Origin of the sequence: Clostridium sp. AF19-22AC, assembly GCF_003479085.1 — a bacterium.
In the GTDB taxonomy this organism is placed as follows: Bacteria; Bacillota; Clostridia; order Lachnospirales; family Lachnospiraceae; genus Faecalicatena_A; species Faecalicatena_A orotica.
In genome coordinates this window covers 119,558-138,237 of sequence record NZ_QUGN01000004.1, presented here as the reverse complement: position 1 = coordinate 138,237, position 18,680 = coordinate 119,558, and the positions used below count along the sequence as shown (strand labels likewise).

Annotated in this window: 16 protein-coding genes; 9 read left to right on the top strand and 7 right to left on the bottom strand. The window is 42.4% G+C overall.

The window, feature by feature from the left end; all coding sequences use genetic code 11:
* The first annotated feature begins 17 nt into the window (after positions 1 to 17).
* From DWX43_RS06230 to DWX43_RS06200, 7 genes are all read left to right on the top strand, one after another.
* Positions 18 to 749 carry an amidohydrolase family protein gene (locus DWX43_RS06230; RefSeq protein WP_118619601.1) on the top strand — a complete coding sequence of 244 codons (732 nt, stop codon included), beginning with the start codon at positions 18 to 20 and terminating at the stop codon, positions 747 to 749.
* Between the two features lie 52 nt (positions 750 to 801).
* The gene (locus DWX43_RS06225) at positions 802 to 3,261 is read left to right on the top strand and encodes a helix-turn-helix domain-containing protein (RefSeq protein WP_118619599.1); all 2,460 of its coding nucleotides are present in this window, start codon (positions 802 to 804) and stop codon (positions 3,259 to 3,261) included.
* A gap of 294 nt (positions 3,262 to 3,555) precedes the next feature.
* Positions 3,556 to 4,929 carry an MFS transporter gene (locus DWX43_RS06220; RefSeq protein WP_187370892.1) on the top strand — a complete coding sequence of 458 codons (1,374 nt, stop codon included), beginning with the start codon at positions 3,556 to 3,558 and terminating at the stop codon, positions 4,927 to 4,929.
* Positions 4,930 to 4,947: 18 nt separating this feature from the next.
* Positions 4,948 to 5,421 (top strand): DUF6379 domain-containing protein, encoded by a 474-nt coding sequence (locus tag DWX43_RS06215; RefSeq protein WP_118619595.1) that lies wholly within the window; start codon positions 4,948 to 4,950, stop codon positions 5,419 to 5,421.
* Positions 5,421 to 6,536 (top strand): TIM barrel protein, encoded by a 1,116-nt coding sequence (locus DWX43_RS06210; protein WP_118619593.1) that lies wholly within the window; start codon positions 5,421 to 5,423, stop codon positions 6,534 to 6,536. The genes DWX43_RS06215 and DWX43_RS06210 overlap by 1 nt, the downstream gene beginning before the upstream one ends.
* A 78-nt stretch (positions 6,537 to 6,614) precedes the next feature.
* Positions 6,615 to 7,601 (top strand): ROK family protein, encoded by a 987-nt coding sequence (locus DWX43_RS06205; RefSeq protein ID WP_182440639.1) that lies wholly within the window; start codon positions 6,615 to 6,617, stop codon positions 7,599 to 7,601.
* Entirely contained in the window at positions 7,598 to 8,233 is a 636-nt protein-coding gene (locus DWX43_RS06200) for a DUF6198 family protein (RefSeq protein WP_118619589.1), read from the top strand. Before DWX43_RS06205 ends, DWX43_RS06200 begins: the two co-directional genes overlap by 4 nt.
* Before the next feature lie 32 nt (positions 8,234 to 8,265).
* Here DWX43_RS06200 and DWX43_RS06195 read toward each other — a convergent pair whose 3' ends face one another.
* The 7 genes from DWX43_RS06195 to DWX43_RS06165 form a co-directional block, all read right to left on the bottom strand.
* Positions 8,266 to 9,291: a zinc-dependent alcohol dehydrogenase family protein gene (locus DWX43_RS06195; RefSeq protein ID WP_118619587.1), complete on the bottom strand. Its 1,026-nt coding sequence runs from the start codon at positions 9,289 to 9,291 to the stop codon at positions 8,266 to 8,268.
* Positions 9,292 to 9,309: 18 nt separating this feature from the next.
* Positions 9,310 to 10,632, bottom strand: a complete 1,323-nt coding sequence (locus DWX43_RS06190) for a 6-phospho-alpha-glucosidase (RefSeq protein ID WP_118619585.1) — start codon at positions 10,630 to 10,632, stop codon at positions 9,310 to 9,312.
* On the bottom strand, positions 10,629 to 12,197 hold the full coding sequence (locus tag DWX43_RS06185; RefSeq protein WP_118619744.1) for an alpha-glucoside-specific PTS transporter subunit IIBC: 1,569 nt from the start codon (positions 12,195 to 12,197) through the stop codon (positions 10,629 to 10,631). The genes DWX43_RS06190 and DWX43_RS06185 overlap by 4 nt, the downstream gene beginning before the upstream one ends.
* 306 nt (positions 12,198 to 12,503) lie before the next feature.
* Positions 12,504 to 13,274 carry a MurR/RpiR family transcriptional regulator gene (locus tag DWX43_RS06180; RefSeq protein ID WP_118619583.1) on the bottom strand — a complete coding sequence of 257 codons (771 nt, stop codon included), beginning with the start codon at positions 13,272 to 13,274 and terminating at the stop codon, positions 12,504 to 12,506.
* Positions 13,275 to 13,362: 88 nt separating this feature from the next.
* On the bottom strand, positions 13,363 to 14,004 hold the full coding sequence (locus DWX43_RS06175; RefSeq protein ID WP_118619581.1) for a hypothetical protein: 642 nt from the start codon (positions 14,002 to 14,004) through the stop codon (positions 13,363 to 13,365).
* A complete protein-coding gene (locus DWX43_RS06170; protein WP_118619579.1) occupies positions 14,001 to 14,504 on the bottom strand; it encodes a flavodoxin family protein in 504 nt (167 codons plus the stop codon). Before DWX43_RS06170 ends, DWX43_RS06175 begins: the two co-directional genes overlap by 4 nt.
* A gap of 33 nt (positions 14,505 to 14,537) precedes the next feature.
* On the bottom strand, positions 14,538 to 15,107 hold the full coding sequence (locus tag DWX43_RS06165) for a TetR/AcrR family transcriptional regulator (RefSeq protein ID WP_118619577.1): 570 nt from the start codon (positions 15,105 to 15,107) through the stop codon (positions 14,538 to 14,540).
* Between the two features lie 279 nt (positions 15,108 to 15,386).
* On the opposite strand from DWX43_RS06165, the gene DWX43_RS06160 reads away from it, so the two are divergent.
* Positions 15,387 to 17,048 (top strand): sensor histidine kinase, encoded by a 1,662-nt coding sequence (locus DWX43_RS06160; protein ID WP_118619575.1) that lies wholly within the window; start codon positions 15,387 to 15,389, stop codon positions 17,046 to 17,048.
* Between the two features lie 5 nt (positions 17,049 to 17,053).
* On the top strand, positions 17,054 to 18,625 hold the full coding sequence (locus DWX43_RS06155) for a response regulator (protein ID WP_182440638.1): 1,572 nt from the start codon (positions 17,054 to 17,056) through the stop codon (positions 18,623 to 18,625).
* Positions 18,626 to 18,680 lie beyond the last annotated feature (55 nt).

The following is an 18,680-nucleotide window of genomic DNA, read 5'->3' as shown; positions in this document are numbered from 1 at the left end:
AGCAGGAGGAAAAGATTATGGTGATAGATGCCCATGTACATATTTCAACAGCAGAGAACGAAAATCCAAGGGCGAAAGTGGAAAATGTCATTCAAAAGATGAATGAGAATGGTATTGACAAGGCAGTATGCTTTACTTTTGCTGTAGGACTTGAAAAACAGAAGATTATGGCGGAACACATCCGCCCTTATGGGGACCGTTTTATCCCGCTTGCTTTTATCAATCCGAATGATGCGGATGCAGTGGATCAGTTATTGTATTGTCTTGATGAACTCAATTTTAAAGGGTTAAAGCTGCATCCGTGGTTCAGCAACTTCAGCCTGGCCGATATTGAACTGCTCCGGCCCCTGTTTGATATTCTGGAAGAGCGCAGGCTCTATACGGTGATTCACTGTACATCAGAAGATTACCGGGTACACCCGGTTATGTTCGAACGGCTTGGAAATGAATTTCCTCATGTGATTATCCAGATGGCACATATGGGTGAAGTTATGGCAGGTGAATTTGCAATTGATGTAGCAAAGCGTGTACCGAATGTTTATCTCGATACGGCGATTACTTCATTTATGGCAGTTGTCCATGTATTGGAGCAGTGTCCGGACAAAGTGTTCATGGGATGTGATTTCCCATTCTATCAGTTTGAAATGGAAATCCAGAAACAGAGACTGGCAGCAGCAGACCTAAATGATCAGGAGGGGCTAAAGAAGCTGATGGGCGGGAATTTTGCGAGAGTATTTCACATTGATTAAGCGGTAATCCCTCTGGTATAATTAAAATATCATATATGGCGGGAGACGGATTATGGAGAAGAATTTTTTGAGCTCGGATACACTGGTAGAATTAGAATTCCTGACAGACCTTCAGACAGGAATACATTATCATGAAAACTTTGAACTGCTGTACCTTCTGAATGGCAGCCTGATGGTGACAGTGGAAGAGGAGAGCTTCTCGCTTCGCCCCGGGGATATGATTATGGTGAACGCCAACAAGAAACATAGCTATGAGGGAAATGAGGAGGTCCTGATCGGACGTTTTGTTATTTCTTATTCAAAGACACGGGAACTATTGAATCAGAATATGATCTTATTCTGGTGCAATTCTGTTGTGGACAAAAATGAAGCCTATGATGATTTGAGAGAAGTCATGACCCAAATATTTAACCAGAACTTAAAAAATCCTGACGGGGGCAGGATTTTTCTGAACAGCCTGTATTATCAGATGCTCCATATCCTGACGAGTAATTTCCTCCTGACAGCCAGAGATCTTCGTTATGAAGATGAGACGAGCAGAACGGATGACCGTATGCAGGAGGTCTTCCAGTATATCAGGCTAAATTACCGCCAGAATATCAGCCTGCAGGATGTTGCGAAGCAGCTGTACCTCTCGCCCACTTATTTATCAAAATATATAAAGAAAAAATGTAATATCAGTTTTATTGATTTGATTAATTCTGTCAGGCTGGGACATGCAATGGAAGATATGCTGTACAGTGATTCTTCTATTATGAAGATTGCAATGGATAATGGTTTTGCAAGCGTGGCGGCATTTAATAAGGTATTTAAAGAGGCTTACAACGCGACTCCGTCTGAATTTAGAAAACATGCCAGGGCAGATAAAGACCCGAAAGAGCAGAGAAAAAAAGAAGAACACAGGCTTCTGATACAGAAGAAAGTAGAAGCATATCTGGAGGGGAGTCCCGTTCTGGAACCAGATCATAAAAAGAAAAGCCGGATTTGTGCAGAGCTTCATACAAAAACGAATGTGGGAAGAACATGGAAAAATGCATGTGCAAAAATGATTAATGCCGGAACTGCACTTGATCTTTCAAAATCCGTATTTCAGGAACAGATACTCTTTACAAAAGAGAAGATGGGGATTGAATATGTCCGGTTCTGGGATATCTATGCACCTGAATTGTATATTGATATCCATTCGCCCAGAGAGCAGATCCATTTTGGAAAATTGGATGAAGTGATTGATTTTTTAGTAAAGAACAGGCTTAAACCTTATATTGAACTGGGGTTTAAGCCGCTTAGGCTGTTAAAGACAACACAGAATGCGTTAAAAGAGATATCAAGGGAACAAGAATTTGAATCTGATTCCCAGATGCGGGATTTTTTTGGAGAGCTGCTTGTACATCTGATCAAAAGATATGGTGCGGAAGAGGTGCAGACATGGTATTTTGAGTATTGGAAAAAAGAAGACCTTGTATTTCAGGATCTGGCCTACAGTTTTACTCCGATGTCCCGGCAAGCCCAGCAGGAATATTTTCAGAAATTTGATACGGTAGCCGGGGCATTCAGAGGTGTTCTGCCTGAAGTACAGATAGGCGGGGGAGGCTTTTCCATGCAGCATTATGGACGGGAGGGGTTTCTCTTTATTTTAGAAAGCTGGAAGAGGCATAAGGAAATGCCGGATTTTATTTCTTTGAACTGCTATCCGTACCAGATTCAGAAAGAAGGCAGCCTTTATTTTGAAAAGAAGTCAACGGATATGTATTTTGTAAGACATAATATTGAAAAGGCGAAAGAGCTTATGAAAGAGGCTGGTTTTCCAAAGACAGAACTGCATGTTTCTGAGTACAGCCTGACTTTATCGAATAGAAATGTGATCAACGATAATTGCAGCAAGGGGGCATTCCTGATGCAGAATGCGATTGACTGCATGGAAGATGTGGATATACTCGGGTATTGGCTTGCCACGGATATTTATGCGGATTATCAGGATACACAGGATTTCCTTTTCGGAGGATGCGGCCTGCTTACCAAGGCAGGAGTGGCAAAGCCCGGGTTTTATGCTTTTGAATTTTTAAACCGATTGTATAAAACCATGCTGGTAAAGGATAAAAATTATGTTGTGACAGGTAATAACAGAGGTTCTTTTCGTATTGTATGCCACAATTTTAAAAATCTCAATTATAACTATTATCTGACAGAGGAAAACAAGATCAGGATGCAGGATATCCCGATGATGCTGGAGGACAGGGATTACCTTGCCATCCATGTGAAAATTACAGGTGTGGAAAATGGAATGTACATGATAAAACAGCATCAGGTAAACCAGAAGTACGGCAGTGTCCAGGATGAATGGAAGAGGCTGAATATGGATACAGAGATGAACATGGAGGAGATGGAGTATCTGAGGCGGATTAGCACACCGAGACTGTCAACACAGAAAATCACAGTAGATAATAATGTTCTTGAGTTTGAGATTAACCTAAGTGCGAATGAGATGGAATATCTACATATTACTTATAAATAAAGACTCATATAACGGCAGGGCTTTCAGGACAGGGATTTGTTGGGGAACAATCCATCCTGAAAGCCCTGTTTTTCTGTATAGGAATGAGGTTTGTAAAAGCTGGGTGGTCATTCTATTTATTCAGGGGAAAACGAAATTTATATGTTAATTATTGCCTTGTTATAGTGAAGGACAATGTTCAGCTGTTATAGTGGAAAAAAGGGGCTTTTTTCGAAAAGGATTTGCATAAATATTGAAATGATTTATTCGTACCAGACAGGTAAAATAATCTTAGAAAGTGAAAGATGGAGGGATATGATGGAAATTATGAGAAATACGGAGACTGTACTTCCGTTTAAGGTGAAAATCTCTTATACGGTGGGAGAAATGGCGAGCCAGTTTATGTGGACATTTACCAGTTCATATCTGACGATTTTTTATACAGATATTGCAGGATTATCTGCGGCGGCAATCGGATTTATTTTTATGGTCGCGCGTGTATGGGATGCTGTGAATGACCCTATGATGGGACTGATTGCGGAACGGACAAGATCGAAGCACGGCAGATTCAGGCCGTATATACTCTATTGTACTCCATTTATGGCACTGTTCGTAATTCTGACTTTTATTTCACCTTCTTTTGGAGGAAATCCTGCAATGAAGACAGCGTGGGCCCTGATTACATATATAGGCCTTGGAATGCTATATACAGCAGTGAACCTGCCTTTTGGTTCTCTGATTAATGTAATGACGGATAAGGTGGAGGAACGAAATTCACTGGCGTCCTTTAGAACGCTGGGAATGGGGCTTGGGGCTACTGGCGTATCAGCTGTAGGACTGCCTGTCCTGCTTTATTTCAGCGGAGGAAAGAGTTACAGTCAGAAAGGGTATCTTGTTTTGACTGTTGGTATAGCAGTTGTTGTTGTGCCGCTTTTCATAGGTATTGTTTTTAGGAACTGCAAAGAAGTCGTAAAACCGGTTAATCAGGGGAAAGTATCAGTTATTCAGTCTCTAAAGACATGTATGAACTGGCCGCTGGGGTGTGTATTCGGGTTTGTCCTGCTGGGACTGACTGCCAAGTTTGGCTATCTGGCAGTGTTATCATACTATGCAATTTACGTTCTGAGAAATCCCGGACTGACTGCATTTCTATTTACAGTATTAAATGTATGTACTCTGATTAGTGTATTTATTGGTTCATGGCTTGTAAAGAGGTTCGGAAAGAAAACTACTTTATTTCTATCATGTCTGCTGTGTGCTGTAGCTCACATTGCAGTTTATTTTACAGACTGGGGGAACACACAGATGATTCTGGTATGTGTTGCATTCAGGGGGCTGGCAGAATTTGGACAACCATGCTTTATGTCAACGGTTCCGGACTGTGTGGACTATGCGGAAGCCAAGACAGGTATCCGTGCGGATGGAACGGCATCAGCGGTACAAAGCTTCTCAGCCAAGCTGGGGAGTGCAATAGGCGGGGCAGCAGGTGTGGCCATGCTGGCCGCTGTTGGATATGTTGCAAATACCACACAGACACAGGCGGCAATGCAGGGAATGAATGCAGTTATTAATCTTGCTCCCGCAGCATGCTGGCTGCTAGCACTGATACCGGTGTGCCTTTATCCATTAAATGAAAAGAAGATGAGTACTGTAAAGGAAAAACTGGCAAGAGTATACCAGATGGCATGATAAGAGAGGAGAAGGATTATGTTTGATCATTATTTAGTTAGAAAGGACAGTTTAGAAAACGTGGAAGAGGAAGGTATAATAACAGGATTTCGTTTTGCCGTCCGTAATTCGAATTACAGAGGTGTTTTTGCTTCCTTGCACAACGGGTATTACCTTGTGGTAGACGGAACACTTTATCCGCGCGAGGTGCAGAAGTTTGAAGTGAACGGAAAAGCTCCCAGGACATTTGATGATATGAAAAATGCTGGTTATGAGCACTGGGATTTTGATGATGAGGCATATGTGTATGTACAGAAAGAGGGCGGACTTGGACCCGGTAAACATACAATGCTGATTAAGCAGGCGGTTTTTTCCGCATATGGATATTTTGACGGGTGTGAGGAATATGTATCGAATCCGCCAGTTCCCGGACCGGAAACACGGCATTATCTGATTATGGACAAGACATTTTATCCGGTAACATATGAATTAGAATTGCAGGAGGAAAAGTGATGATAAAAAGAGGAGTGTCACTATATAGTTACCAGCAGGCACAGTTTTTCAAGGAACTGAATGTGTGGGAACAAATACAGGAAGTAAGGGAAAGCCTTGGGACAGACGGCATTGAGATTATCAGTGAACAGACAATAAAAGGCTATCCTTTTCCAAGCGATGAATGGACAGATAAATGGTTTGAGACGATGGAGAAATACCAGATGCAGGCTGTGACGTATGATCCCCATATTGACGTACTGCAGTTCAGGGACCATGTGATGGATTACGATGAGGCCGCCGACAGACTGAAAAGGGACCTCAGGCTGGCGAAAAAGCTGGGATTCCAGATTGTAAGGACACATAGTTCCCATAAAATGGAGATTATGAAAAAAGCGCTACCTTTGGCAGAAGAGCTGGGGATTCCAATGGCTCTGGAGGTACATGCGCCGATGTCACTGTATGGTCCTGAGGTGACGGAGATCCTGGAATATATCGGAAAAACAGGAACAAAATTTCTCGGAATAGTACCGGACTTCAGCATTTTTCAAGTACGTATTCAAAAGCCGGTGGCAGACTGGTATATCAGGAGGGGATGCGCGCCAGAGACAGTTGATTTTGCACAAAAAATCTGTGATGACCATATTCTGGACCAGATTGATGACAGGCTGAGAAGCTTCCAAAGTATGGACAGTTATCATGCATATGTTCTGGATGGTGTGGAAAAAGAGGGGGCGCCGGGGCTTTTTGATAAGATCCGCGAGTATATAGAACTGATTAAAAAAAATGTACCGGATCCGACACCGCTTGACTGGGATCTGTTTGGCTGGCCGCTGAAGATGCCGCATTGTACAGGCAGAGAACTGGAGGAAATGGCACCATATGTCATGAGCTGTCACGGGAAGTTTTATGATATGACGGAAATACCAGGCCATCCGGGACAATTCGAGGATGTATCTATTGATTATAAAACTCCGATTGAAGCATTAAAGAAGGGCGGGTTTCATGGATACATTAATTCTGAAAATGAGGGACAGAGACACTATCAGGACATGGCGAAGGAGTTTTATTCAAATGATATAGAACAGTGCCGCAGACATCATGAGATGCTGAAGAGGCTGATCGGGGAAGAATGATGGAAACATCTTTAGGGTAGATTGGGATATGCCTGCATTATGATTATTATCTGTCAGGTATGGGAAAGGAGGGATGAAATGCCCGGATATTGTATTGGTTCCAGCATCAGTGAAAACCAGACATGGTTTGGAATTCTTGAAAGGTCCGGAAAACCGCTTGCAATCTGGTCTGTTCCGACTCTGAAAAGAAGAGGGTGCAGAATTGTACTTTCGGATATGGTATCTGAAATACAAAGTAAACTGGCGGAATTCCGCATCAGTTTAAGGGATATAGCCGGTATCGGTGTGAGCGTGCCGGCAGAAGTAGGAAGAACGGGGATTCTAGATTATTGTGAAGAACTGGGGTGGGGCATTGTCAACATAGAAGATATTCTTAATGAACTGAGCGGCCTGAAGGTAAGGGCGGGCAGCAGCAGGGACATGGCAGTATTAGGAGAGCATTGGGTATTAGGAAAAAATGCACCTGAAAATATGGTCAGTTTCCTTGTCGAGAATGAGCTGAGAGGTGGAATTATTGTAAATAACAGACTCATTACGGACAGAAACGGGAAAAGCGGAGACCTGGCAAAAATTCTTGCTATGGGACCGGATGCTGCAGCTGACAGCAGGAATCGCATTATGTTACGTGAGATTTCATCTTATCGCAGCATGCTGGAGAGATACCGCAGCTGTGCAGAGTATATGGAGAAAACTGCTTCAGTACAAAATGTGCATATGGTATCAGGTCATGACATGCAAAGGGCTGCCCGGGCGGGGGACCCTCTCTGTAATAAAATTCTGGATGCATCGGCCTCGGCAATTGCAGCCGCTCTTTATAACATCGGGTGTACTGTTTGTATTGAGAAAGCAGTAATCGGCGGCGGAGAGGAATTAGGGCGCGCCCTGATGGCAGAAAAGGTTGCCAGATTCTATAGAAACCTTCCTGACACAAGCAGCACAGGATTGGTAATTGAACCATCAAAGCTTGGAAAAACAGCCGAAGTTTATGGCAGCGCAAAATATTTACTTATGAATGATATGGTGTCATCAGCAGACAGCAGAGGAAGAGAGCAGTTAAAAATATGATAAAAAGAGTGAGTATTTACCTGACAGGGATGGTTTTTGTTTCTCTGGGGATTGTATTATGTGCGAAATGCGGGCTGGGAGTATCGCCTGTGAGCAGCCTGCCTTATGTCTTTGAAGCAGTTGTACCATTAACCTTCGGACAACTGACTATAATATATCATTTAATTAATATAGCAATACAATTATTTCTTTTAAAAGAATTATATAATATAAAAGTACTTTTACAGATCCCTGTTGCACTCATGTTTGGATGGCTGATAGATCTTATAAAAAGTATGATTATCTTTGACAGCACAAAATTATTGTACCAGATTCCAGCACTTATTCTGAGTATTCTGTTTACTGCGCTGGGGATGGTATGTATGATTGAGATGGAGCTGGTTCAGAACCCCCCGGATGGCGTGGTGAAACTAATCAGTGAGAAGGGGAAGGCGGAGCTGGGAAAGGTGAAGGTCCTTTATGATGTTGCGGCAGCAGGGAGCGCTGCGCTTGTAGGGATTGTTTGTCTTGGGGAAGTAAGAGGGATTGGTATAGCGACACTTGTATCAGCTGTATTTGTGGGGCGGATGGTGACTTTTATAAAAAGATCGATTGTGAAGCTCATGAGAAAAAAGTCCATTCACCTACTGTAAGGCAGGTACATGGACTTTTTTCAAAATTTAGTCTATAAATGTGGGGCAATAATATATTTTCCTCTTGCCCGAACAGAGGGGGTTGATAAAATCTCTTCCAGCCGGTCTGGTCCGCATACTTCTGCGATCATGCTGCTTACATCAATTCTGCCGGAATCGATTAAATCAAGTGCCCTTTTCTGGGTATACGGATTGATATAGGATGCCTTTAGCTGTAGTTCCTTACGGAATATTTCAAAAGGCTTAATTGCTGTCTCTTCATTAGGTTTTGTCAGGCCAAACATCATAACGGTTCCTTTATTTCCTGCAATTTCTATCGCCTGCTGTATTGTTGTGGTTTTTCCTACGCATTCAATCACGGTGTGAATCCAGTTCATGCCAGACTCTTTCAGTGATGCTTTGACGTCTTCATGAATAGGGTCAATGCAGATATCTGCACCCAGATTTTTTCCGGTTATTCTTTTGGATGCTTCTGGTTCAAGTAAAGCGACTTTGGATGCTCCTGCCAGTTTTGCCAATTGTACCATTAAGAGACCGATCATCCCACCGCCGATGACTGTTACCTGATGGCCCGGCTTGATTTCACAGAGGTCAATTCCGTGGAGACAACAGGCAACGGGTTCGGTCATGGCGCCCTGTTCAAAGGTAGTGTTTTCCCCAAGAAGATATACCTGCTTTTCATCCACTGCACAAAATTCTGCAAAGCCGCCGTTCACGGTCGTGCCGTATCCTGTCATATGTTCGCAGAAGTGGACATTTCCGGTTCTGCATGGTTCACAGGTCCCACAGTAACAGTTTGGATCAACACAAACACGGTCACCGGGCTTATATTTATTTACACTTTTTCCTATATCTGTTATAATTCCTGAAAATTCATGACCTAATATCGCAGGAGGATTTACATCCGCGGCTCCCGGGTCCCCCTCATAAATATGGACATCTGTGCCGCAGACTCCGCAGGCCTTTATCTGGATAAGCACATCATGTTCCCCGATTTCAGGCTTAGGGCTTTCTTTTATCCGTAAATCATGTTTTCCGTAAAATACTGCACTTTTCATAATATTCTCCTATCCTGATTAATGAAGTTTAGGCCAGTAACCTTTATTTGCTTCGATCATATCATCCAGAATCTGTTTTGCTACGTGGGCACTGGGTACTGTTTTAGAGAGTGTAAGTGCCTGCCACAGTTTTTGGTAGCTGCCTTCGATCCATGCTTCCACTACCAGTTTCTCGACGCTGACCTGCTGTTCCATCAGCCCTTTTTGGAATTGCGGGATTCTTCCCTGACAGATCTTTTCATATCCGTTTTTACCCACGATACAGGGGATCTCCACCATTGCTTCTGGATCAAAATTTTCAATAGCGCCTTCGTTTGGAACAATCAGCAGCATCTTTTCTTTTGTATTAAAGGCCAGCGCCCTTGCCAGATCTACAATATAAGATGCGTGGTCATCTGCCTGAAAACCGCAGTTTTCAGCGGTTCCCCGCTCTATGATTGCCTTAGCTGCAGAAAAGACTTCCTTCTCCCTGCCGTCCATGACTTGATTTGCCCTTGTGTAGTCGGGGTCTGTATGCTCTACGACATAATCGGAATACAGATAGTATTTTAAATATGTATTAGGCAGGGTGTCAGGGTCTACTGCATAGACATCCCTCACCTTACGAAATGTTTCATGCCAGCTCTGGTCGGCATGCTGGTCGGTCTCTATGTTAATATCGTAGCCATTTTCCTTCACATACTCTTTCAGCTTCGGCATAAGATCCTGTCCTTTTTTGTCTTTTACCTGCGTCCACCATCCGAAATGATTTAGTCCATAGTAACTGATATCGAGGTCTTTTTCACTGATTCCGAGTATTTTTGCCATACGTACCATAATGCCGAGAGGCATATCGCAGATGTTGATGATTCTGGAGTCAGGCCGCAGGCGCCGGGTTGCTTCGGCAACGATAGCAGCCGGATTGGAATAGTTCAGCATCCACGCGTCAGGGCTGTATTTTTCCATATAATCCAGAATCTCCAGAATCCCGCCGATGGACCGCATGCCATATGCAATTCCGCCGGGCCCGCAGGTTTCCTGGCCGACAACCCCGTATTTCATCGGTATCTTTTCATCCTTTTCACGCATGGCATATTTACCGACACGTATGTGTGCCATAACAAAGTCGATATCCAGAAACGCTTTCGCGGGTTCTGTCGTATATGTAAATTCGATTTGCGGAGCGCGCTCTCTGAGTAGTATTTCACAAGCCTTTGCGATCACCGCCTGTCTCTCTTTATCGTTATCATAGAGACAAAGTTTCCGGATTGGGAATTCCTGCTGATGGTCCAGGAGCATCATAATGATTCCCGGTGTAAATGTACTTCCGCCTCCTGCAATTGTAATAGAAAATTTTTTCATAGTTTGTTCTCCTTTTCCAGACATTCCTCAAATTGTTCTCTGACTTTCGGCACCTTTAAGCCAACAATGACCTGAATTGCCGTGCCGTTTTTACTGAGTCCGTGGGCGCCAATTTTCTTAAAATCTGCCTCAGGACTGACAAGAGCAGCATCACGAACGTTCACCCTGAGCCTTGTGGCACAATTGGTGACATCAATGATATTCTCTTTTCCACCCAGAAATGCGAGTATTTGTGCAGCATATCCAAGATCGTTTCCACCATCTTTTTTGGCCTTGTAATCTTTCTTTGTATAGAGTTTGGCTTCCTGATCGTCCTCTTCCCGCCCTGGAGTGAGGAAGTTAAATTTTTTAATCAGGAACCGGAATACAAGGAACCAAATGGCGGCGAAGATAAGTCCGACAATGACCTGGATTACATAGGTCTGCCAGTGATTTTTGCCAAGTGGGATCCAGTTGAGCGACAGCCAGGCAATCAGCCCGTTTCCGAAGGCACCGGATACTCCAACCAGATACATCACCGCGTTAATGCAGGCACATAACAGGGCATGAACTACGAAAAGGACGGGCGCTACAAAGAGAAAAGTAAATTCAATCGGTTCTGTAATTCCGGTTAACATAGCTGTCAGCGCTGCTGGGATCATGAGTGTAAGGACCTGTTTTCTTTTTTCCTTTTTCGCTGTTGTATAAAAAGCAAGGGTAATTCCGATTGGTGCAAATACTTTTGCATTCCCGAATAATTCGAATCCACCTGCCGGGAAAAGTTCTTTTAATGGTGCCGTGCTGTTGGCAAATTCATTTAAGTGCAGGGCCCAGTATGCTTCGATACCGCCCGGTACGACTGCGGAATCCAGAGTGAACGGGGCATAGATGAAATGGTGAAGCCCTGTCGGCAGCAATATTTTTTCGCAGAAGGCGTAGAGCCCTACCCCGGCAGTCCCGCTGGCCTTGAAGAAATCCTGAAGCATATAGATAGCTTCCTGTACCTTCGGCCAGACTCCTGCAAAGAGGAATGCTGTCGGGATCATCACGAAGAATCCAATTATGACCACGAAACTGGAACCGGAAAAAATCCCCAGCCAGTCCGGCAGTTCTTTATCAAAATAACGGTTATGTATCCATACGACAATTCCGGATATAATAAGGGCCCCAAACATACCGGCATCCAGGGTTTTGATTCCGCATACCATTGCCAGACCGCTTGTGCCGCCTGCTTCTGCGGAATAATCGACTCCGAAGAATGGCCCCCAAAAAGTAAGGATAGCTGCAAGGAAATACTGGAATGTAATATATATAACGAATGCTTCCAGCACGCACCGGGCATTCTGTTTTTTGGCCAGACCTATCGGCAGGCCGATGACGAACAGCAGGGGCATCTGCCGGAACACCATCCAGGCCCCTTCCTGAATCATAAACCAGAACTGGTACCAGACATTTCCGTCTGTGGCCATTGTCCCGAAGATAGACTCATTCAGAAAAAGTGTGGATAACCCTACCATAATGCCGGCAAAGGAAAATAATAGTACTGGTGTAAACATCGCGCCTCCAAAGCGCTGGACTTTTTGCATGACTCCTTTCACACTGTTACCTCCATAATTAAAATTTATCTCTCATTTCTTAGTAGTTTCAGAATCTGTTTTTTGATTTTTCTCAAGACGTCTTTGATGATTTTATATTACCTGCGGGAAATGGATTTTTCAAGAGAACTGCGGTGTTTAAGGAACAGGAACACGTTTTAACCGCCTGCACATTTTCTGTGCACAGGAAACATAAAAAGTATAAAAACAGCCAAAAACCAGAATTAAATACAATTGGTTTTTGGCTATTATAGCGAAAGCGTGTTCATATATGTTCAGAAATCGTTATAGTTAAGGTTATGAAACGTCGTCCATGTTTCTTTTTTGGAGGTAAGTCAGGTACTTAACACATAAGAGCTCCACGACATTGAAGTAAGAACTGCATGTCTCGAAAGAAGCCCCTCCAATATTCATCAGCTTGTTAGTGGTGATATAAAGATTCTTATTACTCAGCCTTGCCACAGTATTGTCGTTTAGTTTCGTAATGGACAACAGATATGTGCCTTTGCTTTTTAACTTCTTTGCTGCATTCACGGCAAGTTCTGTCTCGCCAGAGAGTGATATAATGATTACAAAATCCTCCTCATTTAAGTCCTCAATGGCCATAGCAACTTCACTTTTCCCATACAGAGTTACGAAAAAACGTTTAAAATTGAGAAACATCCGTTTGATCATATTCGCCGCTGCGTTCTGCACCTCGCCGGTTCCAAAAACAAAGAGCCGCTTCGCGTTGTAAATCCGCTCACATATTTCCTGCATGTCAGTCTCTTTTGCGGTCTGGATACATTTGACAAAGTTATTACACACATCATCAATGATGACTCCGCATTCAGTCAATTCTTCATTATATTCCATCTTTAGATGGACTTTAAACTCCCGGAATCCATCGAAGGACAGTTTTTTTGTAAACCGGGATATGGTAGTCCTTGAAATGCTGCATTTCTTCGCCAGATCTTCAATCGCAATCTCACAGCATTCCTTTTTATGCTTCTGTATATATTTCCAGATGAGTAAATCATTTTCATTCAGGCGATCGTAATTTTCAATTACTAATTCTTCCAGTTTCATAAGTATCTCCTTAGTTTAGACCATGACGTGCACCCTATAAGAGTGTAAGTAGCAACAATAGTAACGCGGACAGTAACAAGTCTGGTGCTCAGACTTGTTTGCGCCACAGGTCGCGGCGTTTCAGCCCGTTGTCTTTCACTGCCTTACGCCAGCCCATTTCACCGGCCAGTTTATATAGAAACCGTGGGAAATTCGGGGAGAAACATATATTTTCTACGGTTTCCTGACGAGAAATCCTGTCAGACAGCGTATTTAATGCACCGGAAAAGTTCTTCTTGGGCCCTTTTCCGGCAGCAATACTGTTTATGACGGGCATCATTCCTCCGGCACCGACTCCGAGCCCGCCGCCCCAGATTCCTCCGGCTCTGGCACACCAGTTCTTCATGATATTCAGGGCAAGGGTATTTTGACAGCCCTCGTAAAAACCGCAGTTTGCAATGGCATAAACCGTGCAGTCCTTTGAAAAGGCAGCATTTTTAAGCTCATCCTCCAACTGAATCAGGCATGACAGCAGGTGCGAGGGGAGAGAGTCAACGTAAAGAGGGAATGCAAAGACCATTACATTACTGTTCCTAAGGAGTTGTAAATCACTGCTGCCGGGCTGTTTTTTTCTAAAGTGAAGATTTATAATCTCATTTTCAGGGGAGAGCAGTTCCTGCAGTTCTTTTAATATAAGGCCGGAAGCGCTGCCCTTTGCCTTTGGACTTCCGTTTATCAGAGCAATTTTCATATGTTCAGTGCCTCCATTTCTTGTATAGAATCCAAAAAAGTCACAGATTTTACGGTACAGTAAAGGTTGACTGCATTTGCCCTTACCAGTTTCTGGGCGGTTTCTTTTTCCTCTGTAGTTATATCACCACCATAGAAGATGACCTTTAGATCAAAGTCTCTCTTATAACGCTGCTGGTGGTGCATTTCTCCATTTTTAAATGTAAAATATGGATGGATATAGGAAATGCTTCTGTCCAGTACATTTTTTATAAAGGGACTGTAGCTGCCATAGACGCATTTACTGATAATCAGCACTTCACTGCACATGGCGATGTTTTTACCCATCTCACAATATGCATCTTTGATGATACAGGCTCCCGGAGCTTTCAGCCAGCAGCCAAAACAGCCGATACAGGGCTGTATATTATCACAATCCGAAATAATGATATCTTCTGCGGCGATTTCAGGATAAATCTTTTGCAGGGTATCTTCGGTCAAATCATGGATAATTAATTTCATCTTATCTGTTCCTCCTTTATTCCAGAAAGGTCCTTAAACTCCTACGGGTTCTTTGGCCTGCTTCAAAAATGCATGGAATGCAGAATTAACAAGCCTGTGTATTTCTTCATCCGGGATATCTGCGGCGCCGGCAGCTATCATAGAAGCGATTCCGTGTGTGTACAGCATCATATGCAGATAGAGCTGCTTCGCGGAGGCATCACTGATAGACAGCGTTTTCATGATATCCTTTGCAACATCCTGCCTTGCACATTGTCTGTAGATATCTTCCAGGCTGTTAACATGCATATATTTGGATAGGAACAGAAAGCAGAATAAATACTTTTCCTCTCTGGCAAATCCGATATGGCACCGCCCGATGGATGCAAAGTAATAATTTTTGTCTGCGTTTTTTTCTATATATGTAGTCAGGTATTGCTGGGTATATAAAAACAATTCCTCCATCAGCTCTGACATGTTGGAGTAGCAGCTATATATCGGCTGCACAGAACAGCCGGTCTGACTGGCAATGTTTCTGGCATTCAGGGATTCGTACCCTTGTGTACGGAGGAGCGTAAAGGCTGCATCCAATATCATTTTTTTCGTGATTTTCTGTTTTGGCATCTTTTCACCTCGAATATAACAAGTGTTATATAACAATGATTATATTGTAGATCCAGAGGTTTGTCAACTTCTTTAAATGCATGGAATCCTGTAGCGCAGGAGGTGTTTTGTATGTGCTTTGAAACAATAAAAAACGAAAATTTAAGAGAAAAATCAAAAGGGGATAATCTAATTGATTTAAGAAATATTATGATGTACAATTACACTTAATTCAGAAAGGTCCAGAATCCAGTATTTTGGGAAAAATATGAACAATTTGATTGCAGGAGGAGAACTGTTATGGTTAAGAATCTGTTAAATAAATGGCGGCATTTTGCGTTTCGTAAGCAGATTGTATATGTATATGGATTAAGTGTATTATGTATCATATTGTTCTTCTTAATATTCTATTTTGGAATAACAATCAAATATGCGAATAAAGAAATGGAAACGAATCTAAAAGTTGAGTGGCTGAAGATTGAGAATGCGCTGAACAATGCAGTGGAAAAGGCAGAGGGTTATTCCAAATTGATGGAGTCGGTGGATGAAATACAGGCATTTTTGAATAATCCGAAGGAAACTCAGCTTAAAGAGGATCTGGATCAATCTATACTCTCCGGAATTTTGTTGAATTCAGATATTGATGCTATTTATATTTATGATCTGGAAGGGAATTATTATCATAAAACCCAGGGTCAAACATATACCCCCATTATGAATTCGGTACAGGAGGCATCGTGGTACCATACTGTGTATGCAAAGAAGGGGAAAAGTTCGGTTTATTTCGGTGGCGGCGGATTTTTTGAAGGAAAAGAGGATGGATTTCTTTCTGTGGTCAGCCTGATTAAGGAGCCGGCAACATCTCTCCCTAAGGGTGTGATGATTTGTAATATATCCATAGACCAGATCCTGAAGCCGATTAAAAGTTCAAGTGTTTATTGCAGCATCATGGACGGACTTAAAAATGTGTATTACATCTCCGAACCGATTGAACGGTTAAAAGAAGGGCAGGAGTATAAAAGGATTTATGGACCGGCGGCCATCACTGTCAGTATTGCGATGGACAAGGCCGTAGTCCATGACCAATATAAAGTGTTCAATATCGGACTGCTTGCAATTTTGATTATATATACAATTTTTATCTTTTTATGCATGAGTGTTCTGGATAATTCGATTGCAAAACCATTAAGCCATGTATTAAAAGTTATGGAAAAAAATCAATTGCAGGAAATAGATGTTTTAGAAACGAATCAGGATATGATCAGTCTTCAGACAGGGTTCAATCATATGATTCAAAGAACAGTTTCTTTACTGAGGCAGATCGAGGGGGAGCAGAAGCAAAAACGGCAATATGAACTAAAAGTTCTGAATGCCCAGGTCAGACCCCATTTTCTGTATAATACATTTGATTCGGTATGTGCGCTTGCATTAATGGGGAGGAGCAAGGATGTGTACCTTTTAATGCAGGCACTGGGTAAATACTACAGGATCAGTCTTCATAAAGGTGACGAAACAATCCGTTTAAAGGAAGAAATTGAAATTATTAAAAATTACATAGTAATACAAAAATATAGATTTGAAGACTTTTTCGAAATCGAATATCGTATTCCAGATGAACTTAACGAATTAAAGGTACTGAAACTGATTTTACAGCCATTTATCGAAAACGCAATTTATCATGGACTGAAGACGAAAGGCGGCGGAAAGATTACAATAGCGGCGGAGATGGAAGATGGATATCTTGTTTTAAGAATAAAAGACTCAGGGATGGGCATGTCTGAGGATGCGATTCAAAGAATTTTAAACGGCGAGGTAAACGGGGAAGAAAAAAGTTTTGGCATTTACGGGACGGCTGAAAGAATTACACTGCATTACGGGCAGGAAAATCTTGTTCATATTTATTCTGAGCCCGGTCTTTACACTACCATCGAAATAAGAATTCCGAAAGAACAGGGGGAATGAATTACATGATAAAATTATTGATTGTTGATGATGAGAGGCTTGTAAGAGAGCTGATCCGGTTAAGTGTAGACTGGGAAGAAATAGGCTTCACTATAGTAGGGACTGCATCGACCGCGGAAGAGGGGATCGAGAAGGTAGACGAACTAAAGCCGGATGTTGTCTTTACAGATGTGAGGATGCCGGGGCAGACAGGACTCGATCTGGCTAGAACTATCGTTGATAAATACCCGATGATAAAAGTAGTGGTAATCTCCGGATATGATGAATTTGCTTATGTCAATGAGGGGTTGAAAATCGGTATTTTTGACTATCTTTTAAAGCCGATTGCAGAAGATGCCTTAAGGGAGGTCGGATGTAAGGTAAGGGACGCTATCTTGTCACAGCGCCGGCATAATGAGGAGTTTGAACACTATAAAAGAGAATTTGAACTTAATTATAATAAAATAAGGGAAAAGGCAATCAGCCGGCTTGTATATTCATCGGAGGCGGAATCCGCGGCTGAGAACTTAAAGGTATTCCATATTGAATTAAATGAGGATATTTTTCAGGTCGCCGTGCTGGAGTACGGGCAGGGAATCGAATATGAAACGGAGAAGGAACTGCTGGAAGCCATCCGGATCCGTGAAATTGTGGATGACTTTTTTTCCGGATATGACCATATCTTTTTATTTGAGAGAAGTTATCCATATATTGTTATTATTAATAATCAGAAGGATGTGGATTTTAACAGACTCTGTCAGGATGTATGCCGTTTTATAGCGGAAACAGTTCCTATTCAGGTCTGCATTGGAGTCGGTTCTTTTTATAAAAGTCTCTGGCAGCTGTCCATATCTTACCGCGAGGCAAAAAGTGCACTGAAATATAGTTTTACGAGGCAGAGCGGAAAATGCATTTATTTTCAGGAAATTTTGAAAAATCAAAGTCAGGAGCAGTCGGTTCACGATGTTGTTATGAAAAATTACAGTGATTACATCAGTCAGGGAATGATCAGCGAAGCAAAGGAGGTATTAAAAGATATCTATGATAATGCAGTGAATCAGAACCTGACAAGGGATCAGGCAATTTTTATGACAATCAACCTGATTATGGAAACTTATACAGCGGCAAAAGAATTGAAGATTGATTTAGACAATATTGAAAAAATCCGCACAAAGATGGTTGCTGATATATTAACGATGACAGATCTTTTCGAGATGGAGAAGAGCATACTAAACTTACTGGACAAGTTGTTTGAAACATTCAGAAAAGTAAATGAAACAAATCACGCGAATGTGCTGGCAAGTATAGAGGACTATATAAAAACTCATTACGAAGAGCCGGATTTATCGCTGACAAAGATTGCAGAGACATTCTATATGAATCCCAATTATCTCAGCAGGGTATTCAAAAAGAAGACAAAGAAAACATTTAGGGAGTATTTGTTGGATTACCGCATGGAAAAAGCAATGATATTGCTGCGGCAGACTTCACTGAAGGGATATGAGGTCGCTGACAAGGTCGGGATTCAGGACCCGAATTATTTCAGCGTGTGCTTTAAAAAGAAATTCGGGTATTCGGTCCGCGAAATGGGGAGGTAGGCTCAGGCCTGTGAATCGAGAAGGGACGTGAAAAGAAGGGACGGCTGCAATCCTC

Coding starts and splice junctions, on each gene's coding strand:
- DWX43_RS06215 (WP_118619595.1), top strand. CDS start 4,948: ATGTTTGATCATTATTTAGTTAGAAAGGACAGTTTAGAAAACGTGGAA.
- DWX43_RS06175 (WP_118619581.1), bottom strand. CDS start 14,004: ATGAAAATTGCTCTGATAAACGGAAGTCCAAAGGCAAAGGGCAGCGCT.
- DWX43_RS06220 (WP_187370892.1), top strand. CDS start 3,556: ATGATGGAAATTATGAGAAATACGGAGACTGTACTTCCGTTTAAGGTG.
- DWX43_RS06180 (WP_118619583.1), bottom strand. CDS start 13,274: ATGAAACTGGAAGAATTAGTAATTGAAAATTACGATCGCCTGAATGAA.
- DWX43_RS06155 (WP_182440638.1), top strand. CDS start 17,054: ATGATAAAATTATTGATTGTTGATGATGAGAGGCTTGTAAGAGAGCTG.
- DWX43_RS06200 (WP_118619589.1), top strand. CDS start 7,598: ATGATAAAAAGAGTGAGTATTTACCTGACAGGGATGGTTTTTGTTTCT.
- DWX43_RS06160 (WP_118619575.1), top strand. CDS start 15,387: ATGGTTAAGAATCTGTTAAATAAATGGCGGCATTTTGCGTTTCGTAAG.
- DWX43_RS06205 (WP_182440639.1), top strand. CDS start 6,615: ATGCCCGGATATTGTATTGGTTCCAGCATCAGTGAAAACCAGACATGG.
- DWX43_RS06195 (WP_118619587.1), bottom strand. CDS start 9,291: ATGAAAAGTGCAGTATTTTACGGAAAACATGATTTACGGATAAAAGAA.
- DWX43_RS06210 (WP_118619593.1), top strand. CDS start 5,421: ATGATAAAAAGAGGAGTGTCACTATATAGTTACCAGCAGGCACAGTTT.
- DWX43_RS06165 (WP_118619577.1), bottom strand. CDS start 15,107: ATGCCAAAACAGAAAATCACGAAAAAAATGATATTGGATGCAGCCTTT.
- DWX43_RS06225 (WP_118619599.1), top strand. CDS start 802: ATGGAGAAGAATTTTTTGAGCTCGGATACACTGGTAGAATTAGAATTC.
- DWX43_RS06230 (WP_118619601.1), top strand. CDS start 18: ATGGTGATAGATGCCCATGTACATATTTCAACAGCAGAGAACGAAAAT.
- DWX43_RS06190 (WP_118619585.1), bottom strand. CDS start 10,632: ATGAAAAAATTTTCTATTACAATTGCAGGAGGCGGAAGTACATTTACA.
- DWX43_RS06170 (WP_118619579.1), bottom strand. CDS start 14,504: ATGAAATTAATTATCCATGATTTGACCGAAGATACCCTGCAAAAGATT.
- DWX43_RS06185 (WP_118619744.1), bottom strand. CDS start 12,197: ATGCAAAAAGTCCAGCGCTTTGGAGGCGCGATGTTTACACCAGTACTA.